This is a genomic window from Hyunsoonleella jejuensis, from assembly GCF_900111025.1.
In the GTDB taxonomy this organism is placed as follows: Bacteria; Bacteroidota; Bacteroidia; order Flavobacteriales; family Flavobacteriaceae; genus Jejuia; species Jejuia jejuensis.
In genome coordinates, this window is the sequence record NZ_FOFN01000001.1 from 1,475,665 (window position 1) to 1,497,550 (window position 21,886).

The following is a 21,886-nucleotide window of genomic DNA, read 5'->3' on the forward strand; positions in this document are numbered from 1 at the left end:
TATATATTAGCGCGTTTAAAAATTTTGACTAAATAAACATTTAAAATGCAAAATAAAGGAGTAGTTAAGTTATTTGCTATTTTGTTTGGTTTGGTAAGTATCTACCAATTATCATTCACATTTAAAGCAAATCAAATTGAAAAAGAAGCTGAGGAATTTGCCATCAATAAATTTCCGGAAACAGAGGACGATTACCGTGCTAAGCGAAATTTAGAAGAAATTAATTATCTAGATGCGAAGGCAAATGACACTGTTTTTGATTTACTTGTTGCCGAATACACCTACAACGAAGTAAAGCAAAAAGCCATGAACTTAGGTTTAGACCTCAAAGGGGGTTTAAACGTTATTCTACAGGTATCTGTAAAAGACATATTAAAAGGATTAGCTAACAATTCTAAGGACCCTGTATTTAATGCGGCTTTAGAAAATGCATCAGAACTTCAAAAGGATAGTCAGAATACCTATTTGGAAGATTTCTTTATTGCTTTTGATGCTATTAAAGGCGATAAGAAATTAGCGTCGCCAGACATATTTTATACGAAAGCCTTAGATGGTGAAATTGATGGTACTATGTCTGACGAGGAAGTACAAGGGGTTATCGAAACAAAAATAGACGAGTCTATTGTTTCTGCTTTTGAAGTACTGCGCAAGCGTATTGACCAATTTGGTGTAACACAACCAAATATTCAACGTTTAGGGAACTCTGGTCGTATTTTGGTAGAATTACCAGGAGTGAAGGATATAGAGCGTGCTACAGGATTATTGCAAAGTACAGCACAATTAGAGTTTTGGGATGTGTACAAAGGCGAGCAATTTGGTGGGTTTTTAGGTCAAGCAGATCAGATTCTAAAGGAATTGGTTGATGTTAAAAAAGATGATGCTGAAACTGAGCCGCAAGATGAAGAGAATGCTACCGAAGATAAAATTGATGAACTTTTAGGAGAGGCTGCGACGGATTCTACAGAAGTTGATTTAACTTCTGAAAGACCGTTAATTAGTTTGATTCGGGGTTTTGGCTACCAAGGAGGTCCAGTAATAGCTTCTTTCGAAGTTAAAGATAAAGAAACTGTACTTGAGTATTTAAACAAGCCTCAAGTAAGAGCTATACTGCCTGCGGAAATGCGTTATGTGAAATTTGCATTTAGTAAGCCTGAAAAGAATGGTGAAATTGTAGATTTATATGCTTTAAAGGGGAATAGAGATAATCAGCCCGAATTAAGCGGAGCAGTAGTAACTGATGCAAGACAGCAATATGGACAAACGGGAAAACCAGAGGTTTCTATGCAGATGAATAGTAAAGGAGCGAAAATCTGGGAGGAAATGACGGGTAGAGCGTTTAATCAAGGTAGTCAAATTGCTATTGTATTAGATAATGTTGTGTACTCAGCACCAGGCGTAACCACAGGCCCAATCTCTGGCGGAAACTCCTCAATCTCGGGTAATTTTACCTTAAACGAGGCCATTGATTTAGCCAACGTATTACGTGCAGGTAAATTACCAGCATCGGCTGATATTATTCAAAGTGAGGTGGTTGGGCCATCATTAGGTCAAGAAGCTATCGATAGTGGTACCATGTCATTTTTAATTGCACTGGCAGTAGTATTATTATGGATGATATTCTACTACGGAAAAGTAGGAGGATTTGCCGATATCGCCATGTTGTTAAACATTTTGTTAATCTTCGGTATTTTATCAGGATTGGGAGCCGTATTAACCTTGCCAGGTATTGCTGGTATTGTATTAACTATCGGTATGTCGGTAGATGCTAATGTACTTATTTTTGAGCGTGTTCGAGAAGAACTGGCCAAAGGCAAAGGACAAAAGGATGCTATTAAAGACGGATTCAGTAATGCATTATCATCAATTCTAGATGCCAACATTACTACAGGATTAACGGCATTAATATTATTTATTTTTGGTACAGGTCCAATTAAAGGATTTGCAACTACATTATTAATAGGTATTGCAACGTCATTGTTTACCGCGATTTTCATTACAAGATTGCTTGTAGATTGGTACACAAACCGTGGTGGAGAATTAAACTTCTCAACAGCAATTACTAAAAATCTATTTAGAAATATCAATATTGAGTTCTTGAAAAAGCGTAAAGTGGCTTATATCATCTCAGGAATATTAATAGCTATAGGTTTAAGTTCATTATTCACTAATGGTTTAGACCAAGGTGTAGATTTTGTTGGAGGTAGAACTTACCAAGTGCGTTTCGCTCAAGATATGAATGCTTCTGAAATTACGGATGTACTTTCAGATCCTGAAGTATTTGGTAGCGCCAATGCAAAAACATTTGGTGATGCAAACCAATTAAAAATTACTACCAAATATAAAGTGAACGAAACAGGAGCTGAGGTTGATGAGGAAATCAGATCATCACTATTTAGTGCCTTACAACCATATTTTGACGGTATGACATATGAGGATTTCATCAGTGATGCAGAAGACAAAACTGTTGGTTTAATGCGTAATGACAAGGTGAGCCCTACTATTGCCGATGATATTAAAAAAGCATCATTTTGGGCAATTCTTGGCTCTTTAATCGTTGTATTCCTATATATTTTACTACGATTCAAAAAATGGCAGTATTCATTAGGCGCGGTAGCGGCCGTATTCCACGATGTGTTAATTGTATTGGGTATCTTCTCGCTTACCTACAAGTTTATGCCGTTTAATATGGAAATAGACCAAGCATTTATCGCGGCAATCTTAACAGTAATTGGTTATTCGTTGAACGATACGGTAGTAGTATTCGATAGAATTCGTGAATTCTTTAACGAGCATACCAGCTGGAAATTCGATCGGGTAGTAAACTCATCACTAAGTAGTACACTAAGTAGAACCTTAAATACATCTTTAACTACGTTGGTAGTGTTGTTGTCAATATTCGTTTTTGGTGGTGATTCCATTAGAGGATTCATGTTCGCCTTAATAGTTGGTGTTATAGTTGGTACCTACTCATCGTTATTTATTGCAACGCCAATAATGTACGATTCGGTAAAAAAATTAGAGGGAAATAAGAAAGACTAACTCAAACTTTTCCTTTGTAGAAAGCCTGTTAACGTAAGTTGCAGGCTTTTGTGTTTTTGGGCGTTCCCCTGTCGGGTCGGGCTTTCCGCTATATCTTTTTAAAATGACCTCATTGTGGGGAGTATGCAACGTGGCAATCTTAAATATTAAAGTTCTTAATCAAATTGTCTTCAAGAAGTTTAAAAAGGATGCCGCTGCAATCCCTAACGCATAATCCGCTAAGGTTAGCACTCAACCATAGCTAATACTTTAATAAATCTTTAAGAAACGAAACAAGACTAAATCGTAGAATACTTAATAACTTCGCCATATAAACCAAACTCAATATTACATTTTAAAAAAGAATCTAATAGGTTTAAGAAAAATGGACGTTAAATATGTGATCAAATGGTTTTTAATAGTGGCCATTTATAGTTTTGGTTGTCTTCTATCAGCTCAAGATATTCAAATTAAGGGTCAAGTTATTGAAGAAACAAGCAAGCAACCTCTTGCCTACGCTACTGTGGCCTTATTTGATAACACTACAAAACAAACCATCACAGGGGTAATTACTTCAGATGATGGTTCTTTTAAAATTGAAACCGAAGCAACGCAATTTTATATTCAAATAAGCTTTATGGGCTTTGTCTCTAAAACCATAAGCGACTTTAACGTTAATAGAGGAAAGGTAGATTTAGGCACAATTATTTTAAAAGAAGATGCAGAACAACTAAATGAAGTGGTAGTGCAAGCAGAAGTATCTTCATCACAATTTAAATTAGATAAGCGCGTGTTTAACATAGGCAAAGATTTAAGTAGCACCGGAGCCAGTGCTTTAGAAGTTCTAAATAACGTACCCTCAGTAAATGTAGATATTGAGGGTGCCATAAGTTTACGCGGCAGCTCTGGTGTTCAAGTATTGATAAATGGCAAACCTTCTATTCTTACTGATGATGGTGGCGCTTTAGGAAGTATTACTGCTGATATGATTGATAGAATTGAAGTTATCACCAATCCATCCGCTAAATATGATGCCGAAGGTACATCTGGAATTATTAATATAGTTATTAAAAAAGACGAACGTAAGGGTATTAACGGGGCGTTTAGTTTAAATGCAGGTATTCCAGATAATAATAGTATTGGTATAAGTTTAAATCGCCGTTCGGAAAAATTCAATTTATTTACCCAAATGGGCTTAGGAAGACGTGTATATCCTAGAGATTCGGAAAATATAAATGAGAATTTGCAAAACGGCACGTCCATAGTTAGTGAAGGTAGAGACTTAAGGGTTGAAAAGTTTTATAATATCACCCTAGGTACCGATTATTATATCGATGACAATAATGTTTTAACATTATCGGGAAATTTTGCTTATGAAATTGAAGACCAACCATCAGATATTAATTTTAAATCACTAGATGCAAATAGCGATATAACATCTGAATGGAATCGTACTGAAGCTACAGAAGCAACAAACCCTAAGTGGCAATATGAGTTAGTGTATAAAAGAGATTTTGAAGACCATGAAGACCATGATTTATTGTTGAGTGCTACTGGACGATCCTTTTCTAAAGATTTAACGTCTTTATTTCAAGACACCACTATTTCTGGAACAGATAGAGACAATACACAAAATACGCGAACAGATTACGGTTCTAATAATTACACGTTTAAAATAGATTATACAAAACCGTTTTCTGAGATTTGGACTCTTGAAACGGGTGCGCAATATCAAATTGATGATATTGGTAATGATTTTGAAGTACAGGACTTGGTAAACGGCGATTTTGTGACTGATTTAGGGTTAACCAATAACTTTCAGTTTGATCAAAAAGTATTAGGAGCCTACGCTATTGGGGGATACGAATATGAAAAATGGGGACTGAAAGCGGGATTAAGACTGGAGCAAACCGATTTAGAGACTACGCTTGTAACTACGAACGAATCTAATAATCAAACGTACACCAATTTGTTTCCAAGTGTTCATACCTCTTTTAAACTGTCGGATGCTGTGTCGCTACAAGCAGGTTATTCAGCACGAATTAATAGACCAGGGATGCGTGAACTAAATCCGTTTTTTAATATTCGCAACAACTTTAATATCCGTAAGGGGAATCCAAAATTAATGCCCGAGTTTACAGATTCGTATGAATTAACCAGTATTTTCGATATTGGAAAAACATCTTTAAATCTTGGAATATACCACCGCTATACCACTGATGTAATTGAGCGTATTTCTACTTTTGAAAATAATATTAATACAAGTATACCCGAGAACGTTGGCACCAATAGTACGTTGGGTATTGAATTTAATACCAAGTATAGTCCTGCGACATGGCTAACATTTAATGTAGATTTTAATTACAATCAGTTTGATAGGAAAGGTACTTTTGAGTCGGCAGTTTTTGATTTTAGCGGTAATCAATGGAGTTCGAAACTTATGGCGAAATTTGATTTACCTGCAGATATAGACTTAGAAGCTGTTGGCAATCACAGATCAAAAGTTAAAACAGTACAGGGCGTAAGTAGTGCAAATACGTTTCTAGACATTGGTATCCGAAAAAAAATATTAAAAGATAAAGGTGTAATTAATTTAAGTATTAGAGACGTTTTTAAATCTAGATTTTCCGAAAGCTTTATATCACAGGGTAATTCAGACGCATACAGCTGGAGCAGACGTGGTAGGTTTGTGGCTATAGGTTTTAGCTATGGTTTTGGTAAAGGTGAAGCTATGGAGTACTCGGGTGGAAAAAGGCGATAGACAGATAGATATATGTAACAGATTTATTGTAAATAAATACGATCAATTAGCAACTCAAAAGATTCTGCTTTCTTGTTACCAAATAAAAACCCGAGTTCTGCAATGGTATCACCCGAAAAATTAGGGATATCTAAAAGGCGTCCCCTAAATTTTGGAAATAAATCTTTGAAAGCTATTTCAACAGTTTCCCAATCGCCCGAAGTGGTAAAATAGGCAACATAAGAATGCCGTTGATCTAGCTGTTCTTTTACTCTAAATTGATAACGCTTACCATCACCTTTAATGCGCATTACAATTTTAGAATAACGATCTGTGGATATTGTTGCTCCGCGATACCTAACAGATGAAAACCCACCATTATTATCCAACGAAATTTCACCAAAAAACTTCCCATTGCCAGCATCATCAATTTTAAAAAGCCCTGAGGATTTCCCACCCATTACCACATCGTCAACAATTAGCCAGTTTTCAATATTGGAAGTTTTACTAAAATCAACAATAGAATGTGTTTGCATCTGTAGCATAATTAAGAATAAGAAAATCGCTAGTTTCAATTTAAATTCGTTTAATTGATTGGTACAAAGAGCGTTTTAACACCCTTTGTACCATTTTGGTAATTGCTTTTAATTAATTTTATTCTCTTTTTGAAGTGGTAATACTAAGTTCATATTATTTTTTATAGTCAAGTCAATAACGTTCCTTAGATTCGTTAAAATGTCTGAATTCCCTTCAATTTTTATTTTTTTTGAGGATGTTAGTTCATCTAATTTCACTTTGCCATATAAGTAGTTAATAAAATCTGCTTTCAAAACAGATATGGCTACATCAGATGAAGGATCGGAATAGTCTTTTAGTGCGTTTAATACGCCATTATGTAAATCTAAATTATAAGGAACTTCGTTGGTGAGATTTAAGTTTATGGAATAATTGCCCATTTGTTCTGCTTTTATTTGATCTGCAAGCATTCCTAGATATTCCATTAAAAGTTCTGTTGGTAATGAAGCTATTACTTCAGGAGAAGTAGTACTAAGATTATTTGGAACATTTCCGCCAACGCGTAATTCATTTGCAGCCGATAAATACCAATTTCTGTATAGCGCATTTTCTTCCTGGTAACCTAATTGTTCAAATGCGTCGGCCATTAATAAGTTTGCTTTTGTATTAGTGGCCGTATAGGATATGATATTATTTAAAATGTCAACAGTAAACCTATAATCACCTTCGTCGAAAAAGTCTAATGCAGTTTCTAATACTGCACCTTCTCCTCCCATAGCTTTTACGTATCTTTTTCCTCGTTCTGAATCAGGATAACTTGCTAGCTCTGTTGGGTTTGCATTGTACCAGCCCAGATTTTTAACGTAGGTCGATTTCAGATTATTAGCGGTTTGTCCATAATAGGGGCGATTGTTCCAGCTATTGAATACCGATTTTGGGAGTTCAGCAAATTCGGCAATGTCGTTTGGTCTATACCCGTAATTTGCATATCGCAATGTTGTATTGTAGATGGATTGATACAGGTCGCGCTGGTCCTTTAAGTAGGATACTACTTCTTCATTACCCCAAACGGGCCATGTATGTGGGCCAAATTGGACTTCAACTTCATTTCCGAATCTAGCGATGACATCTGCAATGTAACTAGCCCATAACTTTGCATCCCTTGTTTCAGCACCTCTAAGTGTATAAATGTTATGTTGAAGGTGATTTACTTCTTCTGCCATAGACAATGCTTTCCATTCAGGAATGTAGAACACCAACTCAGCTGGAGCTTCCGCACTTGGAGTGAAGTAAAACTCAAAATTAAGACCATCAATTATTAGGTTTTCACCTTCTTCTTTACTAATTATTTTGTTTGGTATTGGAAGGGAAGAAGCTCCATTAGCTAGTGCAGCTCCCAAGGCACCAGTAATTAAGCCTTTTTCACCTGGTTTTAATACATTTCCATATTGGTATCCAGCTCTTCTAGCCATGATATTTCCAGCCATAACATTCTCACTTACAGATTTCTCTACGAAATTTAGTGGAGCTATCAAGGGAATTCTACCAGAGCTAAAATCTTCTGGAGTGGCTAATCCAGCATCATAGATTCCAGCAAAACCGCCAAAATGATCGGCGTGACTATGGGAAATAATCACTCCTTTGAGTTTCTTTTTTCCACGGTGCTGCTCGTAAAGCTTTATTGAACTTGCTAGTGTTGCTGCCGTATACTCTACATCGTATAAAATAATTCCATTTTTCGTTTCAATGATGGTTAGATTTACTAAGTCTTGTCCTCTAACCTGATAAATGTTATCTGTAACTTTGTATAAACCTCCACGATTTACTAATTGGGCATGTCTCCATAAACTTGGGTTAACAGATGCAGGTGGTTCTTTATCTTGCATGAAATTAAAACCCGTAGCATCAAATACACCTTCAATGTTGCCTTCGTTAATTAGTGGCGCTATAAAACCTCTATCAACGCGCTCGAAAGCGCTTTTGTCATCAAAATCTAAAAATTCATAATAAGTTGCATTTTGAGTTTTTGTAAATTCGGTTGCTGCTTTCTGGTTTTCAGAGAATGTATAATTCACATTTTTTTCTTGATTACAACCTAAGAGGACTACTCCAATTAAGAGGACTGATAAGCTTATTCTTACTTCCATGTTTTTAAATGTTATCGGGTGATTTTTTCAATATTAAAATTACATAACTAGAACGGTTTCTATTTTCCAAATGTTGACGAATGCATTGATAGATATGCGTCGTTATAATGGCTTATATCCGCTGTTAAACGAAGATACCTTAAATTTATATAAAGGCAATACCTAAGACTTTAGTATTTCAAGAAAAATCACTGTTAATAACAATAACCTAAATAGTTAAAAAACAATTCCTAAATAACTATTTTAATTTTGTAAATTTGCCTGCGTTTATAAGCGCAACATGACTACCAAAACTAAGTACATTTTCGTAACCGGCGGGGTTACATCTTCACTCGGAAAAGGCATTATTGCCGCATCTTTAGCCAAATTATTACAAGCACAAGGGTATCGGGTAACCATTCAAAAACTAGATCCTTACATTAATGTAGATCCTGGAACCTTAAATCCGTACGAGCATGGTGAATGCTACGTTACCGAGGATGGTGCCGAAACCGATTTAGATTTAGGGCATTACGAGCGTTTTCTAAATGTACCTACGAGTCAAGCCAATAATGTTACCACAGGGCGTATTTACCAGAGTGTGATTCAAAAGGAACGTGAAGGTAAGTTTTTGGGTAAAACGGTTCAGGTGGTGCCTCACATTACAGATGAAATTAAACGTCGTGTACAACTTTTGGGTAAGTCTGGAGATTACGATATCGTTATTACCGAAATTGGGGGAACCGTTGGTGATATAGAGTCTTTGCCATACATTGAAGCAGTACGACAATTGCGTTGGGATTTAGGGGAGCATAACGGTATTGTTATTCATTTAACTTTAGTTCCTTATTTGTCGGCAGCGGGCGAGTTAAAAACAAAACCAACCCAACACAGTGTGAAAACACTCATGGAAAGTGGTGTTCAGGCAGATATTTTAGTATGTAGAACAGAACATAACCTTCCAAAAGATCTACGTAAAAAGTTGGCGTTATTTTGTAATGTAACTGCCGATTCTGTTATACAGTCTATAGATGCTTCCACAATTTACGATGTGCCTAACTTAATGCTCAAAGAAGGTTTGGATAAAATTGTTTTAAGTAAGCTTAACTTAGAAAGTACCAAACCAGATTTAAAGAATTGGAACAAGTTCGTAAGACGCCATAAAAACCCAAAAACCGAGATTAATATAGGCTTAATTGGGAAGTATGTGGAGTTGCAGGATTCCTATAAATCTATTTTAGAATCGTTTATTCATGCCGGTGCAGAAAATGAAGTAAAGGTAAATGTGGAGTCTGTACATTCCGAATATTTAAACGATGAAAACGCAGGTTTAATGCTGGGGCATTTAGATGGTGTATTAGTAGCACCTGGTTTTGGCGAGCGTGGTATAGAAGGTAAAATTTCGGCGGTAAAGTATGTTAGGGAACATAATATTCCGTTTTTGGGTATATGTTTAGGAATGCAAATGGCGGTTATAGAGTTTGCACGAAATGTATTGAACTTGTCAAATGCAAATTCTACTGAAATGGATCCTGATACCTTGCATCCCGTTATCGATTTAATGGAAGAGCAAAAAAGCATTAAAAATAAAGGTGGTACCATGCGTTTGGGTGCTTGGGATTGTGCATTGATGCCTGGAAGTAAGGTTGAAAAAATCTATAAAACAGAACATATTAGCGAGCGCCACAGACATCGATACGAATTTAATAGCGATTACAGATATCAGATTGAAAAAGGAGGTATGCAGGCTACAGGCTTAAACCCCAAAACCGAATTGGTTGAAATTGTTGAGATTTCAGATCATCCATGGTTTATTGGTGTACAATACCATCCAGAATATAAAAGTACAGTAGCAAAACCGCATCCATTATTTGTTGGATTTGTAAAGGCAGCATTAAAACATAAAAAATCGAAATAAATGCCATTGTGGCATTTCGTTGTACATTGGACAGTTTTTTGACAATCAGAAATCATCCTCTCCACATAGAGGATGTTTAATTTAAAACTATGGAAGAAAAGAAGTTAGATATTAACTCGGTTATAGGTTTTGTTCTCATTTTTGGAATCATGATTTACATGTTCTGGCAAAATAAACCAACGCCAGAAGAACTAGAAGCCCAAGAAAAAGCAAAACAAGAACAAGTTGCTGCGGAACAAAACGCCAAGGCAGATAAGCAAACCTTAGTAACTACTGCAGAGGATTTTGCAATCGGTAATGGGGCAGACTCGTTACAAATGGTAAAACTTCAAAATAAATTGGGTGCTTTTGCCTATTCTGCAGCAAATGCCTCAGATAAAGAAACTACCGTAGAAACAGATGTTTTCGAACTAAAATTTAACAACAAGGGTGGATATCTTTCCCAAGTGAAATTAAAGAATTTTGTGGATTACGATTCTATACCAATCTACATTATTAAGGACAACAATGCAGTTTTCAATATTAATTTTGGAACTACCGATAGTAGAATCCTTAACACACAAGATTTATATTTTACACCAACTGTTTCTAAAAGTGGAGATAATACCATAGTTTCTATGAAGCTAAAAGTTTCTGAAAATGAATTTTTAGAATACAGATATGAGTTGAAACCTGACGATTACATGATTGATTTTAGTGTAAAATCTCAAGGTTTAAACGATGTTATCAACAGTTCCCAAGCTATTAATTTAGATTGGAAATTAAAAGGATATCGCCATGCAAAAAGTATCTCTTACGAGAACAGATATACCGATATTCATTACGAACATGATGGCGGAAATGCAGATTATACAGGAATGGGTGATGCTGATGAAGATTTAAATGATGTTGCATGGATAGGGTATAAGCAGCACTTCTTCTCATCTGTATTGTTGACGGATTCACATTTTAAATCAGCAAAAATAACTACAGAAAATTTAGTTGAAGATGAAGAAAACGATACGGTGTATACCAAAATGTTTACTTCTAAAATCCCACTGGAATTAAAAGGAGGCGAGTTTAACGAATCTTTAGATTGGTATATCGGCCCCAACGATTTTAGAATTTTAAATAGCTACGATAGAAATCTAGATGAGATTGTGCCATTTGGCTGGGGGATTTTTGGATTGATTAACCGATACATTTTTATGCCATTGTTTGGTTTCCTTGGTGGGTTTATGCCTTATGGAATTGCAATTGTGGTAATGACAATTTTGGTGAAAATATGTTTATCGTTTGTGCAGTACAAGCAGTTTTTATCTCAAGCAAAAATGAAGATTTTAAAGCCTGAGCTAGATGCGATTAGAGAAAAGCATAAGGATAACAAAATGAAGGCACAACAAGAAACTATGGCATTACAAACCAAAGCAGGTGCAAGTCCGTTAGCAGGATGTTTGCCAGCTTTAATACAGTTACCGGTTTTTTATGCCTTATTCCAGTTTTTCCCTTCTGCTTTTGACTTAAGGCAGAAAAGTTTCTTATGGGCAGACGATTTATCGTCGTATGATACCATTGCGAATTTACCATTTAACATTCCTTTCTACGGAAGTCATGTTAGTTTATTCCCAATATTGGCAGCAATTGCTATTTTCTTTTATATGAGGTTAACAACGGGGCAAAATATGCAATCGCAACCGCAACAGGAAGGTATGCCAGATATGGGGAAAATGATGAAATACATGATGTATTTTTCACCAATAATGATGTTGTTCTTCTTTAATAATTATGCATCTGGATTAAGTTTATATTACTTTATTTCAAACTTGATTAGTATCGGAATTATTTTGGTAATTAAGAATTACATCTTAGATGAAGATAAAATTCACGCTCAAATACAAGAGAATAAAAAGAAGCCGAAAAAGCAAAGTAAGTTTCAAACTAAAATGAAACAAATGATGGAACAGGCAGAACAGCAGAAACAAATACAACAGAAAAGAAAGAAATAAGATAACATGTGTTCTTAAAAAGCTGCCTTTTGGCAGCTTTTTTTGTTATAACAAAGTAAACGAAATTGCGTTAGTAGTATATGAATTAAATTTTAGTATATCAATGAAAAAACTAGGTTTTATAATTCTTTTAGTGGGATGGTTTAATAGCGCTGTGGCCCAAACATTTAATCAGTTTAATGAGAATGGTAAGCGCCATGGGGTATGGAGAAAATATTTTGACGGCACCAAAGTTTTAAGATATGAAGGTGCTTTTGCAAATGGAAAAGAAATTGGGCTTTTTAAGTTTTATAAAAACATAAAAGGTAAAGCTGTTTTATCAGCAACCCGACAGTTTAATGACACTACAGATATTGCTCAAGTTAAGTTTTATACTTCAAAAGGAAAAGTTATTAGTGAAGGTAACATGAGGGGTAAAACCTATATAGGTACTTGGAAATATTATCAAAAGAATTCAGACAAGCTCTTGACGTTGGAAAATTATAATAGTGAAGGAAATCTCGATGGTGAGCGTTTTGTGTATTATGAAAATGGACAAATAGCCGAAGAAAAACATTATAAAAATGGTTTATTAGAAGGTAAAGCTATAAATTATTCGTTAAAAGGTGTAGTGCTAAAAACTTTAATCTATGTGAATGATGAACTGCATGGATCTGCTAAGTTTTTTAATCCTAAAGGGGAATTGCTTGTAGAGGGGCAATATAAAAAAGGTGGAAAACATGGTATTTGGAAATATTATGACAAAGGTAAGCTTGATGAGACCAAAGACTTTACAGTAAAAGGCAAGTATAAACCCATAAAAAAAGCCCCTTGATTTCTCAAAGGACTCTTTTCATAGACAATTTTTACTTACTAACTATAAACCTTAAAACTTGCCTATACTAAACAAACCAAACTAAACTAAATATATCTTTTGGTAAAGGTGGTTAAACAACCTTGTTGATTACGTAAATAACACCATTTGAAGCTTTAACATCAACAGCAATTATGTTGCTTACCCTGTTGTTTGTACTCGCCAAGGCTGCACCACCCATGATATTTGCTGCCATATCTTTACCTTTAATTTCTTGTATTTTTGTTTAACAAATTTAATGATAAATTAAACAAAAATGAAATTTTAGTTCATAAAAAACGTTAATTTGTTATACTTTTTTACTGTTGTTTTTAAAAAAAGAGAGTCCCTTGAAATTTCAAGGGACTCTTATAGAAAATTTCATACTTAGCAATTTTCTATCCTAAACAAACCAAACTAAAATTTTATTCTGATGGTAACAATACTTTATCTATTACATGAACAACACCATTGGTTGCATGTACATTTAGTAAACTAGGTACTAAACCGGCTGGAGGATTACTATTGGCAGCGTCTTGCACTGTTAAGTTTCCTAAGTTTATGCCTACATTTTGATCATTTAACATCTCTACATCACCCGTAACTAAATCCGTTGAAAATACATAAGCACTCGCTTTAACAACATGGTGTGTTAGTATTCCGGCTACAGCAGTAGGATCTGTACTATTTATGGCATCAGCAGTTAATCCAGCAGCTTCAAATGCAGCATCAGTCGGAGCAAATACTGTAAATGGTCCATCGGTACCAAATGTATCACCTAACCCAGCTCTCTGTAATGCAGTTGCTAACAAAGTAAATTCTCCTGGACTGCCTCCAGCAAATTCAGCTACTATTTCGTTTATTGTTTGAGTTGGGGGCAATAATACTCTATCTATTACATGCACTACACCATTCGATCCTTCTATGTCAGTATCAGTAACTGTTGTTGTACCGTTTAAACTAACAGCCCCACCTGCGTTTGTTAAATAAACAAAACCACCAAGTGTTTCAACTGCCGTTGAAGCTCCAGCAGTCGTTGGTAAATTTGCAGCCATTACAGTATCATCAATTACATGATACGTTAATACAGCATCAGCGCCGTTAACATCAGTTACCCCAGCGGCTTCAAAAGCTGCATTTGTAGGTGCGAACAATGTTAAACCGTTTCCGCTAGGTCCATTTCCTAATAACACAGATAAAACGTCGGTGTTTGCATTTTGTACTGCTGCTATTAATGTAGTAAAATTCTTGTTGAAATAAGCAGGTGCTACTATAGTTCCTACGATAGGCGCTATAGATGGTGGAATCATTACATTATCAATAATATGCGCAACGCCATTTGTTGCTAAGGCATCTACTGCGATAATTTGTGCGCCAGCAATAAATAACCCATTGTCTTCTGCTGTTATCGTCGCAGTTTCACCATTTGCCATTGTAATGTCGCCAGGGGCTACTAAATTAGATGTTACTGTTGCCGATGTAAATACATGGTATTCTAAAACGTTTCTTAACACGTCTTCTGGAATATCGTCGATGCTCTCTTGCCCTATAGCTTCTAATAATGCATCAAAGGCATCATTAGTTGGTGCAAAAACTGTAAACGTTCCATTTCCGCTCAGCGTGCTTACTAAGTCTGGATATTTCACCAAAGCAGCTTCTAAGTCTGATAAAATGTCTGGATTTGCTTGTACAATCTCCACAAGGCTATTTGTTGGCACAAATGGAGCAGGACCGTCATCATCACTACATGATAATACAAATATAGATACTAAAAATAGTACTATTAATTTTTTTGTTGCTGTTAATGTTTTCATAGTTTTTTTATGATTTTATTATTTTGTTTAACAAATGTATGAATAAATTAAACATAAAAACAAATTTTGTTTCATAAAAAAATGCAAAAATTAAACAAAATTAGCTTTTTGTGCATTTCATCGATGTTTCATCAATGAATTTAAACCTAACAAATTGTGTATCTTTGCATTCTTAATTTTTTTCACTGAATAAAATGAAAAGAGTAGTTGTAGGACTTTCTGGTGGGGTAGATTCAAGCGTTGCGGCTTATATATTAAAGGAGCAGGGTTATGAAGTTATTGGATTGTTCATGAAGAATTGGCATGATGATTCTGTAACAATCTCTAATGAATGTCCTTGGTTAGACGATAGCAATGATGCTGTGCTCGTAGCTGATAAATTAGGGATTCCTTTTCAAACAGTAGATTTAAGCGAGCAATACAAAGAACGTATCGTAGATTATATGTTCAAGGAATACGAAATGGGAAGAACACCAAATCCCGACGTATTGTGTAACCGAGAAATAAAGTTTGATGTTTTTATGAAAATTGCTTTAGATCTTGGTGCAGACTATGTCGCAACTGGTCACTATTGCAGGAAGGGTATTATAGAAAACGAAGAAGGACTAATTTATCAATTGCTTTCGGGTGTGGATACTAATAAAGATCAATCCTATTTTTTGTGTCAATTATCCCAAGAGCAATTATCGAAATCTTTGTTTCCTATAGGTGAATTAACAAAACCTGAAGTTAGGGAAATAGCGACGAAACTTAATTTGGTTACCGCAGAAAAAAAAGATTCTCAAGGTTTATGCTTTATAGGCAAAGTAAAGCTACCTGATTTTTTGCAACAACAACTCAAACCCAAAGAAGGTGTTATTGTTGAAATTTTAGAAGATGCACCAATATATCATCATCACAAAAGTGTATTTGATTCAAAAATCGAAGCATTACAATATTTGTCTAAGAAAATAGAATATACCATAAATGATGGTAAAGTTGTTGGTAAGCACCAAGGCGCACATTATTTTACCAAAGGTCAGCGTAAAGGTTTGGCTGTAGGAGGAACACCAGAACCCTTATTTGTGATCGATACGGATGTAGAAAACAATATTATTTACACAGGGCAAGGTAAAAACCATCCTGGGCTTTTAAAGAAAGCACTCTTTATCTCAAATGAAGAATTACATTGGATTCGTGAGGATTTAGTGCTGGATACTCATGAAACTATGCAGGTAGACGCAAGAATCAGGTACAGGCAGCCACTTCAAAAAGCTACATTGCATAAAGTTAATCGTGGATTATATATAGAGTTTCAAGATTTACAGTTGGCAATAACCGAAGGCCAGTTTGCAGCGTGGTATGTAAATGAAGAATTAATAGGTTCAGGGGTAATTTCATAACTTAGCGTTATGACTAATAGAATTACAAATCTTTTCAATATTAAATATCCCATTATTCAAGCTGGTATGGTTTGGAATAGTGGTTGGCGGTTGGCTTCAGCTGCTAGTAACTCTGGAATTTTGGGACTGCTAGGAGCAGGTTCCATGTATCCAGAAGTGCTACGTGAACATATTCAAAAATGTAAAAAAGCAACTAACAAGCCTTTTGGAGTTAATGTACCGATGTTATATCCAGACATTGAAAATTTAATGGATATCATTATAGAAGAAGATGTGAAAATTGTTTTCACTTCTGCGGGAAACCCTAAAACTTGGACAAAATGGCTTCAAGATAAAGGTGTTATTGTGGTTCATGTAGTAAGTAGTGTAAAATTTGCTTTAAAGGCAGAAGAAGCTGGTGTGGATGCTATTGTCGCAGAAGGGTTTGAAGCTGGCGGACATAATGGTAGAGATGAAACTACCACCTTAACTTTGATTCCTATGGTAAAGGAAAAAATACACGTACCATTAATAGCTGCAGGAGGAATTGCAACAGGAAAAGCGATGTTGGCATGTATGGTCTTAGGTGCCGATGGTGTTCAAATTGGAAGTAGATTTGTAGCAAGTGAAGAAAGTTCAGCCCACCAAGACTTTAAAAATGTTGTAGTGGATGCGAAAGAAGGCGATACGCAATTAACCTTAAAAGAATTGGCACCCGTAAGATTGATAAAAAATAAGTTTTATAACGATGTGCAGGAGTTGTATAAAAAAGGGACTTCAGTTGAAGAGCTGAAAGCACTTTTGGGGAGAGCTAGAGCTAAAAAAGGCATGTTTGAAGGTGATTTGGAAGAAGGGGAACTAGAGATTGGCCAAATTTCTGGATTAATTAATGATATAAAACCGGTAAGCACTATTGTTGAGGATATTGTTTCAGAATTTGAAGCTGCAAAAAACAGTATCAGTTCCATTTAGAATAAAACTTAACCATTTATTGAATTCTCGTGCATCCACGATATTCATTATTATATTTTGTTGGCTTTATTAAAAAATTTTCGTCATTAATGGCGTATTAAAGTTAAGATATGCATTATCAGTTCTACTAATTAGGTATAGTGTTTTTAGAATCAACAAAACTGTTATAAAAATGCTGTTTTCGAAACCATCAGGACTGATGTCATTTTAAAGTGATTTAGCTGCTATAAAACAATTATTAATTCTCTTGCTCACATAAACACTTCATTTGTCCATTTGATTATGGCGTAAACTAAAAAAGGGGAAGTTAATTTTCCCCTTTTTTTCATTTCTTGAAACACTTCGCTTAAAATTTTAAATCCCTATTAAAAAGAGAGCTAAACGTTTCTAAGTGCTATTATAGTAGTTACTAGAGATGTTCTGAGGCGTTTCAAAGGTATAAAATTACGATAAATACCTAAACGCTTTATTTGACAAGTTATTAACAAATGTTAATTAATTGATAATATAAAAAGAATGATTTGCAATATGGTAATGCAACCTGTAAACTCTACTTTTGCAAAATGCAATTACAAAACTATACTAAAGAGTTTAGATACAATTGGAAACTAGCTGCCCCAGTAATGTTAGGCATGTTGGGGCATGTATTTGTAAGTTTTGTAGACAATATTATGGTTGGCCAACTTGGTACTGCAGAATTAGCTGCAGTGTCCTTGGGTAACAGTTTTATGTTTATTGCCATGTCTTTGGGTATTGGGTTTTCAACAGCCATTACACCATTAATTGCTGAAGCCGATGCAGAACAGAGTTTTAACACCGGGAAATCATACTTTAAGCACGGGTTGTTTTTATGTACGGTTCTTGGCGTCTTATTGTTTTTGCTAGTCTTTTTTGCAAAGCCTTTAATGTATTTTATGAAACAACCTGAAGAAGTGGTGCAATTGGCAATTCCATATTTAGATCTGGTTGCTGTGTCCCTCATTCCTTTGATAATTTTTCAAGGTTTTAAGCAATTTAGTGATGGACTATCTATGACAAAGTATCCTATGTATGCTACGCTACTAGGTAACTTGGTAAATATTGTTTTAAACTACATGCTTATTTTTGGGAAATTTGGAATGCCACAATTAGGTATTGTAGGTGCTGCTTATGGTACATTAGCTTCTAGAATTATTATGGTAGGGTACTTGTGGTTTCTCTTAAAGCAAAATGAAACATCAAAACATTATGTGTCACAATTAAAATTCTTTGTTTTAGAAAAGTTAATGATTAAAAAGATTTTTAATTTGGGTATGCCTAGTGCGATGCAGATGTTTTTTGAAGTAGCCATTTTTACCGCGGCTATTTGGTTAAGTGGCCTTTTAGGGAAGAACCCACAAGCAGCAAACCAAATTGCCTTAAATTTAGCTTCTATGACATTTATGGTCGCTATGGGCTTAAGTGTTGCCGCTATGATTCGCGTTGGAAATCAAAAAGGATTAAAACAATATGGTGAGTTAAGGCGTATCGCATTTTCAATATTCTTATTCGGATTTATTTTTGCAGTTGGTTTTGCTATTTTGTTTTTGGTGTTTCACCAGCAGCTACCTAGAATCTATTTAGACGTTGGCGATGTGTCTAATGCCATAGATAACGCTGAAGTGCTCAAAATAGCATCAAAATTATTGTTAGTAGCAGCAGTGTTTCAAATAAGCGATAGTATTCAGGTTTTGGTATTAGGCGCTTTAAGAGGATTACAGGATGTAAAGATACCTATGCTGTTATTGTTTATAGCGTATTGGATTGTTGGTTTTCCCATTTCTTGGTTTTTGGGTAAAGCAGAGGTTTACGGCAGTATTGGAATTTGGATTGGGTTATTATCAGGTTTAACTATGGCCGCAATTTTATTGTATATTCGATTCAATTATCTGACAAAGAAATTAATTTTATCAAAATAAACATAAGACGAATGACATTACCAAAATTTATACTAGGGGATAACACCGAATACCCAAATGCTATATTTGTAATACATACCGAATTCCCTCGATTCATTATAAACCTTGAAAATGATGAAGTTGAATGGTTTGAAGATTTCGATGCTGAAGACCAGAAAGAATTAGAAATAGAAACAGAGAATGCCATCAAGTTGGCTACTGCCTTTTATGATTCAGAAATAGCAAAGTACGAAGAATAGGTTTAGACTATGATTGATCAAGTTTTAAAATACGACACCGAACTATTTTTGTTTTTGAACAACCTTGGCTCTGAAACCTGGGACGGTTTATGGTTGATAATCACAAATAAACTAGCTTCCATACCGTTGTATGCGCTACTTTTATTCTTATTGTACAAGAAGTTTGGAGCAAAGTCTCTTCTAGTCTTCGTTGTTGTGTTAGCATTAATGATAACATTTACTGATCAAATTACAAATGTATTCAAGAGGGGTTTTGAGCGCCCAAGACCTTGTGGTGTTCCCGATTTGGTAGAACATTTACGTTTTATTGCGGTGCGCTGCGGTAAATACGGTTTTTTCTCTGGTCATTCATCAAACTCAATGGCGGCGGCTGTTTTTGCAGGTTTGGTATTACGTCCTTATTACAAAAATCTAATTTTCATTTTATTATTTTGGAGTTTTATTGTAGCGTATAGTAGAATCTATGTTGGTGTACATTATCCGTTAGATATTATCTGCGGGATGACTTTTGGAGCGATTTCAGGATTTTTGTTTTATAAACTCTCGCGGTATCTTTTAAAGCGATTTATTCAGTCTTAATATAAACTCCGCAGCAGCAAAAGGCGTAGTTTTATTTTTTTCGACTAAAGTGAGCTGGTTTTCTAATTCTTTTTTAATCTCTGTACGACTAAAGAAATCAGACTTCAAACGATTTTCTATAGTTTGAATGAGCCAGAACTTGTTTTGCTCAATGCGCTTCTTATTAAAATATGCACTGCTCCTAGTGAGACTTATATATTCTAAAACAAGCTCCCAAATAGCATCAATCCCTTCATTTTTTAACGCGCTACAAAGCGACACTTTTGGTGTCCATCCCGATGATTTTTTAGGATAGAGGTGAAGCGCTCTGTTAAATTCTACTTTTGCCAATTTTGCTGCTTTTTGGTTATCGCCATCTGCTTTATTTATAGCGATGGCATCTGCCATTTCAATAATACCACGTTTAATTCCTTGTAGTTCATCACCTGCATTAGCCAGTTTTAACAGTAAAAAGAAATCAACCATACCGTGTACCGCAGTTTCACTTTGACCAACACCAACAGTTTCAATTAAAATAATATCAAAACCAGCAGCTTCACATAAAATTATGGTTTCTCTAGTTTTTCTTGCAACACCACCCAATGAATCACCAGATGCCGAAGGGCGTATATAGGCATTGTTGTTTTTAACCAGCGTTTCCATTCTGGTTTTATCACCCAAAATACTACCTTTTGAAATGGAGCTACTAGGGTCTATAGCCAAAACCGCAACCCGTTTACCTTTTGAAGTTAAATGTTCGCCAAATGCCTCAATAAATGTACTTTTTCCAACACCTGGAACTCCAGTAATACCAATACGAATAGAATTATTTGCATGCGGAAGGCATTGTTTTAAAATGTCGTTTGCTTGTTGTTGATGTTGTTGGTTTGTACTTTCTATGAGTGTTATGGCACGACTTAACTCTGAAATTTTTTGGTTTAAAATACCTTTTACTAGTTTGTCTGTATTTAGTGTTTTAGTACGCTTAGATTTGAATTTTGATATATAAGACGGATTAATCATCTCCGAACCGGAAACCCCATCTGTAGTTTTTAAAGCCGTCTTTTTTTTGTTTGTCACAATTTAAAGCAATGAGTCTCTAAGATAGTATTTTAAAAGATATTAGCGTAATGGCACTTTAATACGAACATCATCCCAAGCCATAGTCATGAATAGTTTATCCGTAGAATTATCAAAGGCTATGGTAAATTGTTCTACGGTTGTATCGAGATTTTCAACAGGAGCAACGTAGTTTATTACATCAAATTCTGGTTCGCGAAGTGGCTCCAAGGTTTCGTGGTTTACACCCCAAGGGTATTGTTTGGAGTTGAAGATTACGGTCCATGCGGTATCGTTTGGTACCGTCCAAAGTGTGTATTTCCCCGCTTGTATATAACCGTTGCCTATTTTAAGTGGTTGATTAGTCTCGAACGTTGTGGCTTCGTTAGCGCCAGTTCTCCATACTTCGTTGTAAGGCACTAATGCTCCAAATACTTTTCTTCCTCTTTTTGAAGGGCGATTGTAAAATACGTTCAGCTTTAAATCGTCTACTTTAAAGGCTACATTTTTCTTGGGACTTTTTCGTTTTTGCAATCCATCGTTAAAATATGAATATGCCAAAATACCGATTGCTGCCAAAAATAAAATTAAAATAATGCGCTTTAAAAAAGTATTCATGAATGAGAGGTTTTGTAACAACAAAGATACTTGATGCTTAAGTATTTGTAAAGTAGAAACGGTTATTTATTTAGGTTTGTTGTATTATAAGTTTACAAATGGAAAATAACTTAAGAGTTAGAACGAAATTAGCAAACAGACCCGCGTAAGGGATAGTAGCGGCAACTTTTGGCGAGGTGTACATCGAGCCAAA

The 21,886-nt window shown here is 35.3% G+C and carries 16 protein-coding genes; 10 read left to right on the plus strand and 6 right to left on the minus strand.

Annotated elements, in window-relative coordinates:
• The first annotated feature begins 45 nt into the window (after nt 1–45).
• Nucleotides 46–3,039: a protein translocase subunit SecDF gene (gene secDF / locus BMY39_RS06365; protein WP_092577286.1), complete on the plus strand. Its 2,994-nt coding sequence runs from the start codon at nt 46–48 to the stop codon at nt 3,037–3,039.
• A gap of 364 nt (nt 3,040–3,403) precedes the next feature.
• Nucleotides 3,404–5,779, plus strand: a complete 2,376-nt coding sequence (locus BMY39_RS06370) for a TonB-dependent receptor (RefSeq protein WP_092577290.1) — start codon at nt 3,404–3,406, stop codon at nt 5,777–5,779.
• Between the two features lie 23 nt (nt 5,780–5,802).
• Here the strand turns inward: BMY39_RS06370 and BMY39_RS06375 are convergent, their stop codons facing one another.
• Together BMY39_RS06375 and BMY39_RS06380 are read right to left on the minus strand one after the other, a co-directional pair.
• Nucleotides 5,803–6,294 carry a CIA30 family protein gene (locus BMY39_RS06375; RefSeq protein WP_092577293.1) on the minus strand — a complete coding sequence of 164 codons (492 nt, stop codon included), beginning with the start codon at nt 6,292–6,294 and terminating at the stop codon, nt 5,803–5,805.
• 108 nt (nt 6,295–6,402) lie between these two features.
• Complete coding sequence (locus BMY39_RS06380; RefSeq protein ID WP_092577296.1) at nt 6,403–8,421, minus strand: alkyl/aryl-sulfatase; 2,019 nt, start codon at nt 8,419–8,421, stop codon at nt 6,403–6,405.
• 280 nt (nt 8,422–8,701) lie between these two features.
• Here BMY39_RS06380 and BMY39_RS06385 point away from each other — a divergent pair, with 280 nt between their 5' ends.
• The 3 genes from BMY39_RS06385 to BMY39_RS06395 all read left to right on the plus strand — a co-directional run bounded on the left by BMY39_RS06385 (nt 8,702) and on the right by BMY39_RS06395 (nt 13,117).
• Nucleotides 8,702–10,318, plus strand: a complete 1,617-nt coding sequence (locus BMY39_RS06385) for a CTP synthase (protein ID WP_092577301.1) — start codon at nt 8,702–8,704, stop codon at nt 10,316–10,318.
• An 89-nt stretch (nt 10,319–10,407) separates the two neighbouring features.
• The gene (gene yidC, locus BMY39_RS06390) at nt 10,408–12,303 is read left to right on the plus strand and encodes a membrane protein insertase YidC (RefSeq protein ID WP_092577305.1); all 1,896 of its coding nucleotides are present in this window, start codon (nt 10,408–10,410) and stop codon (nt 12,301–12,303) included.
• A gap of 103 nt (nt 12,304–12,406) precedes the next feature.
• On the plus strand, nt 12,407–13,117 hold the full coding sequence (locus BMY39_RS06395) for a toxin-antitoxin system YwqK family antitoxin (protein ID WP_092577308.1): 711 nt from the start codon (nt 12,407–12,409) through the stop codon (nt 13,115–13,117).
• Between the two features lie 112 nt (nt 13,118–13,229).
• Here BMY39_RS06395 and BMY39_RS15165 read toward each other — a convergent pair whose 3' ends face one another.
• A complete protein-coding gene (locus BMY39_RS15165) occupies nt 13,230–13,352 on the minus strand; it encodes a fasciclin domain-containing protein (protein WP_218140994.1) in 123 nt (40 codons plus the stop codon).
• A 208-nt stretch (nt 13,353–13,560) separates the two neighbouring features.
• Nucleotides 13,561–14,949 (minus strand): fasciclin domain-containing protein, encoded by a 1,389-nt coding sequence (locus tag BMY39_RS06400; protein WP_092577311.1) that lies wholly within the window; start codon nt 14,947–14,949, stop codon nt 13,561–13,563.
• Nucleotides 14,950–15,143: 194 nt separating this feature from the next.
• On the opposite strand from BMY39_RS06400, the gene mnmA reads away from it, so the two are divergent.
• The 5 genes from mnmA (at nt 15,144) to BMY39_RS06425 (ending at nt 20,037) form a co-directional block, all read left to right on the plus strand.
• Nucleotides 15,144–16,331, plus strand: a complete 1,188-nt coding sequence (mnmA, locus tag BMY39_RS06405) for a tRNA 2-thiouridine(34) synthase MnmA (RefSeq protein WP_092577314.1) — start codon at nt 15,144–15,146, stop codon at nt 16,329–16,331.
• Nucleotides 16,332–16,340: 9 nt separating this feature from the next.
• A complete protein-coding gene (locus tag BMY39_RS06410; protein WP_092577317.1) occupies nt 16,341–17,282 on the plus strand; it encodes an NAD(P)H-dependent flavin oxidoreductase in 942 nt (313 codons plus the stop codon).
• 563 nt (nt 17,283–17,845) lie between these two features.
• Nucleotides 17,846–19,219, plus strand: a complete 1,374-nt coding sequence (locus BMY39_RS06415; protein WP_092577320.1) for an MATE family efflux transporter — start codon at nt 17,846–17,848, stop codon at nt 19,217–19,219.
• Between the two features lie 11 nt (nt 19,220–19,230).
• The gene (locus tag BMY39_RS06420; protein ID WP_092577322.1) at nt 19,231–19,458 is read left to right on the plus strand and encodes a hypothetical protein; all 228 of its coding nucleotides are present in this window, start codon (nt 19,231–19,233) and stop codon (nt 19,456–19,458) included.
• A 9-nt stretch (nt 19,459–19,467) separates the two neighbouring features.
• Entirely contained in the window at nt 19,468–20,037 is a 570-nt protein-coding gene (locus tag BMY39_RS06425; RefSeq protein WP_092577324.1) for a phosphatase PAP2 family protein, read from the plus strand.
• Here BMY39_RS06425 and meaB read toward each other — a convergent pair.
• Nucleotides 20,014–21,096: a methylmalonyl Co-A mutase-associated GTPase MeaB gene (gene meaB / locus BMY39_RS06430; protein ID WP_177176557.1), complete on the minus strand. Its 1,083-nt coding sequence runs from the start codon at nt 21,094–21,096 to the stop codon at nt 20,014–20,016. The two genes, BMY39_RS06425 and meaB, sit on opposite strands and share 24 nt — an antisense overlap.
• Nucleotides 21,097–21,138: 42 nt before the next feature.
• Nucleotides 21,139–21,693, minus strand: coding sequence for a DUF2911 domain-containing protein (locus BMY39_RS06435; RefSeq protein WP_092577327.1), 555 nt, complete (start codon nt 21,691–21,693; stop codon nt 21,139–21,141).
• Nucleotides 21,694–21,886 lie beyond the last annotated feature (193 nt).

What these genes read in the sequence shown, in the direction of transcription:
- BMY39_RS15165 (WP_218140994.1), bottom strand. Translation starts at nt 13,352, where the DNA reads ATGGCAGCAAATATCATGGGTGGTGCAGCCTTGGCGAGTACAAACAAC.
- BMY39_RS06395 (WP_092577308.1), top strand. Translation starts at nt 12,407, where the DNA reads ATGAAAAAACTAGGTTTTATAATTCTTTTAGTGGGATGGTTTAATAGC.
- BMY39_RS06415 (WP_092577320.1), top strand. Translation starts at nt 17,846, where the DNA reads ATGCAATTACAAAACTATACTAAAGAGTTTAGATACAATTGGAAACTA.
- BMY39_RS06375 (WP_092577293.1), bottom strand. Translation starts at nt 6,294, where the DNA reads ATGCAAACACATTCTATTGTTGATTTTAGTAAAACTTCCAATATTGAA.
- BMY39_RS06420 (WP_092577322.1), top strand. Translation starts at nt 19,231, where the DNA reads ATGACATTACCAAAATTTATACTAGGGGATAACACCGAATACCCAAAT.
- BMY39_RS06380 (WP_092577296.1), bottom strand. Translation starts at nt 8,421, where the DNA reads ATGGAAGTAAGAATAAGCTTATCAGTCCTCTTAATTGGAGTAGTCCTC.
- BMY39_RS06385 (WP_092577301.1), top strand. Translation starts at nt 8,702, where the DNA reads ATGACTACCAAAACTAAGTACATTTTCGTAACCGGCGGGGTTACATCT.
- BMY39_RS06400 (WP_092577311.1), bottom strand. Translation starts at nt 14,949, where the DNA reads ATGAAAACATTAACAGCAACAAAAAAATTAATAGTACTATTTTTAGTA.
- secDF (WP_092577286.1), top strand. Translation starts at nt 46, where the DNA reads ATGCAAAATAAAGGAGTAGTTAAGTTATTTGCTATTTTGTTTGGTTTG.
- BMY39_RS06435 (WP_092577327.1), bottom strand. Translation starts at nt 21,693, where the DNA reads ATGAATACTTTTTTAAAGCGCATTATTTTAATTTTATTTTTGGCAGCA.
- mnmA (WP_092577314.1), top strand. Translation starts at nt 15,144, where the DNA reads ATGAAAAGAGTAGTTGTAGGACTTTCTGGTGGGGTAGATTCAAGCGTT.
- yidC (WP_092577305.1), top strand. Translation starts at nt 10,408, where the DNA reads ATGGAAGAAAAGAAGTTAGATATTAACTCGGTTATAGGTTTTGTTCTC.
- BMY39_RS06425 (WP_092577324.1), top strand. Translation starts at nt 19,468, where the DNA reads ATGATTGATCAAGTTTTAAAATACGACACCGAACTATTTTTGTTTTTG.
- BMY39_RS06410 (WP_092577317.1), top strand. Translation starts at nt 16,341, where the DNA reads ATGACTAATAGAATTACAAATCTTTTCAATATTAAATATCCCATTATT.
- BMY39_RS06370 (WP_092577290.1), top strand. Translation starts at nt 3,404, where the DNA reads ATGGACGTTAAATATGTGATCAAATGGTTTTTAATAGTGGCCATTTAT.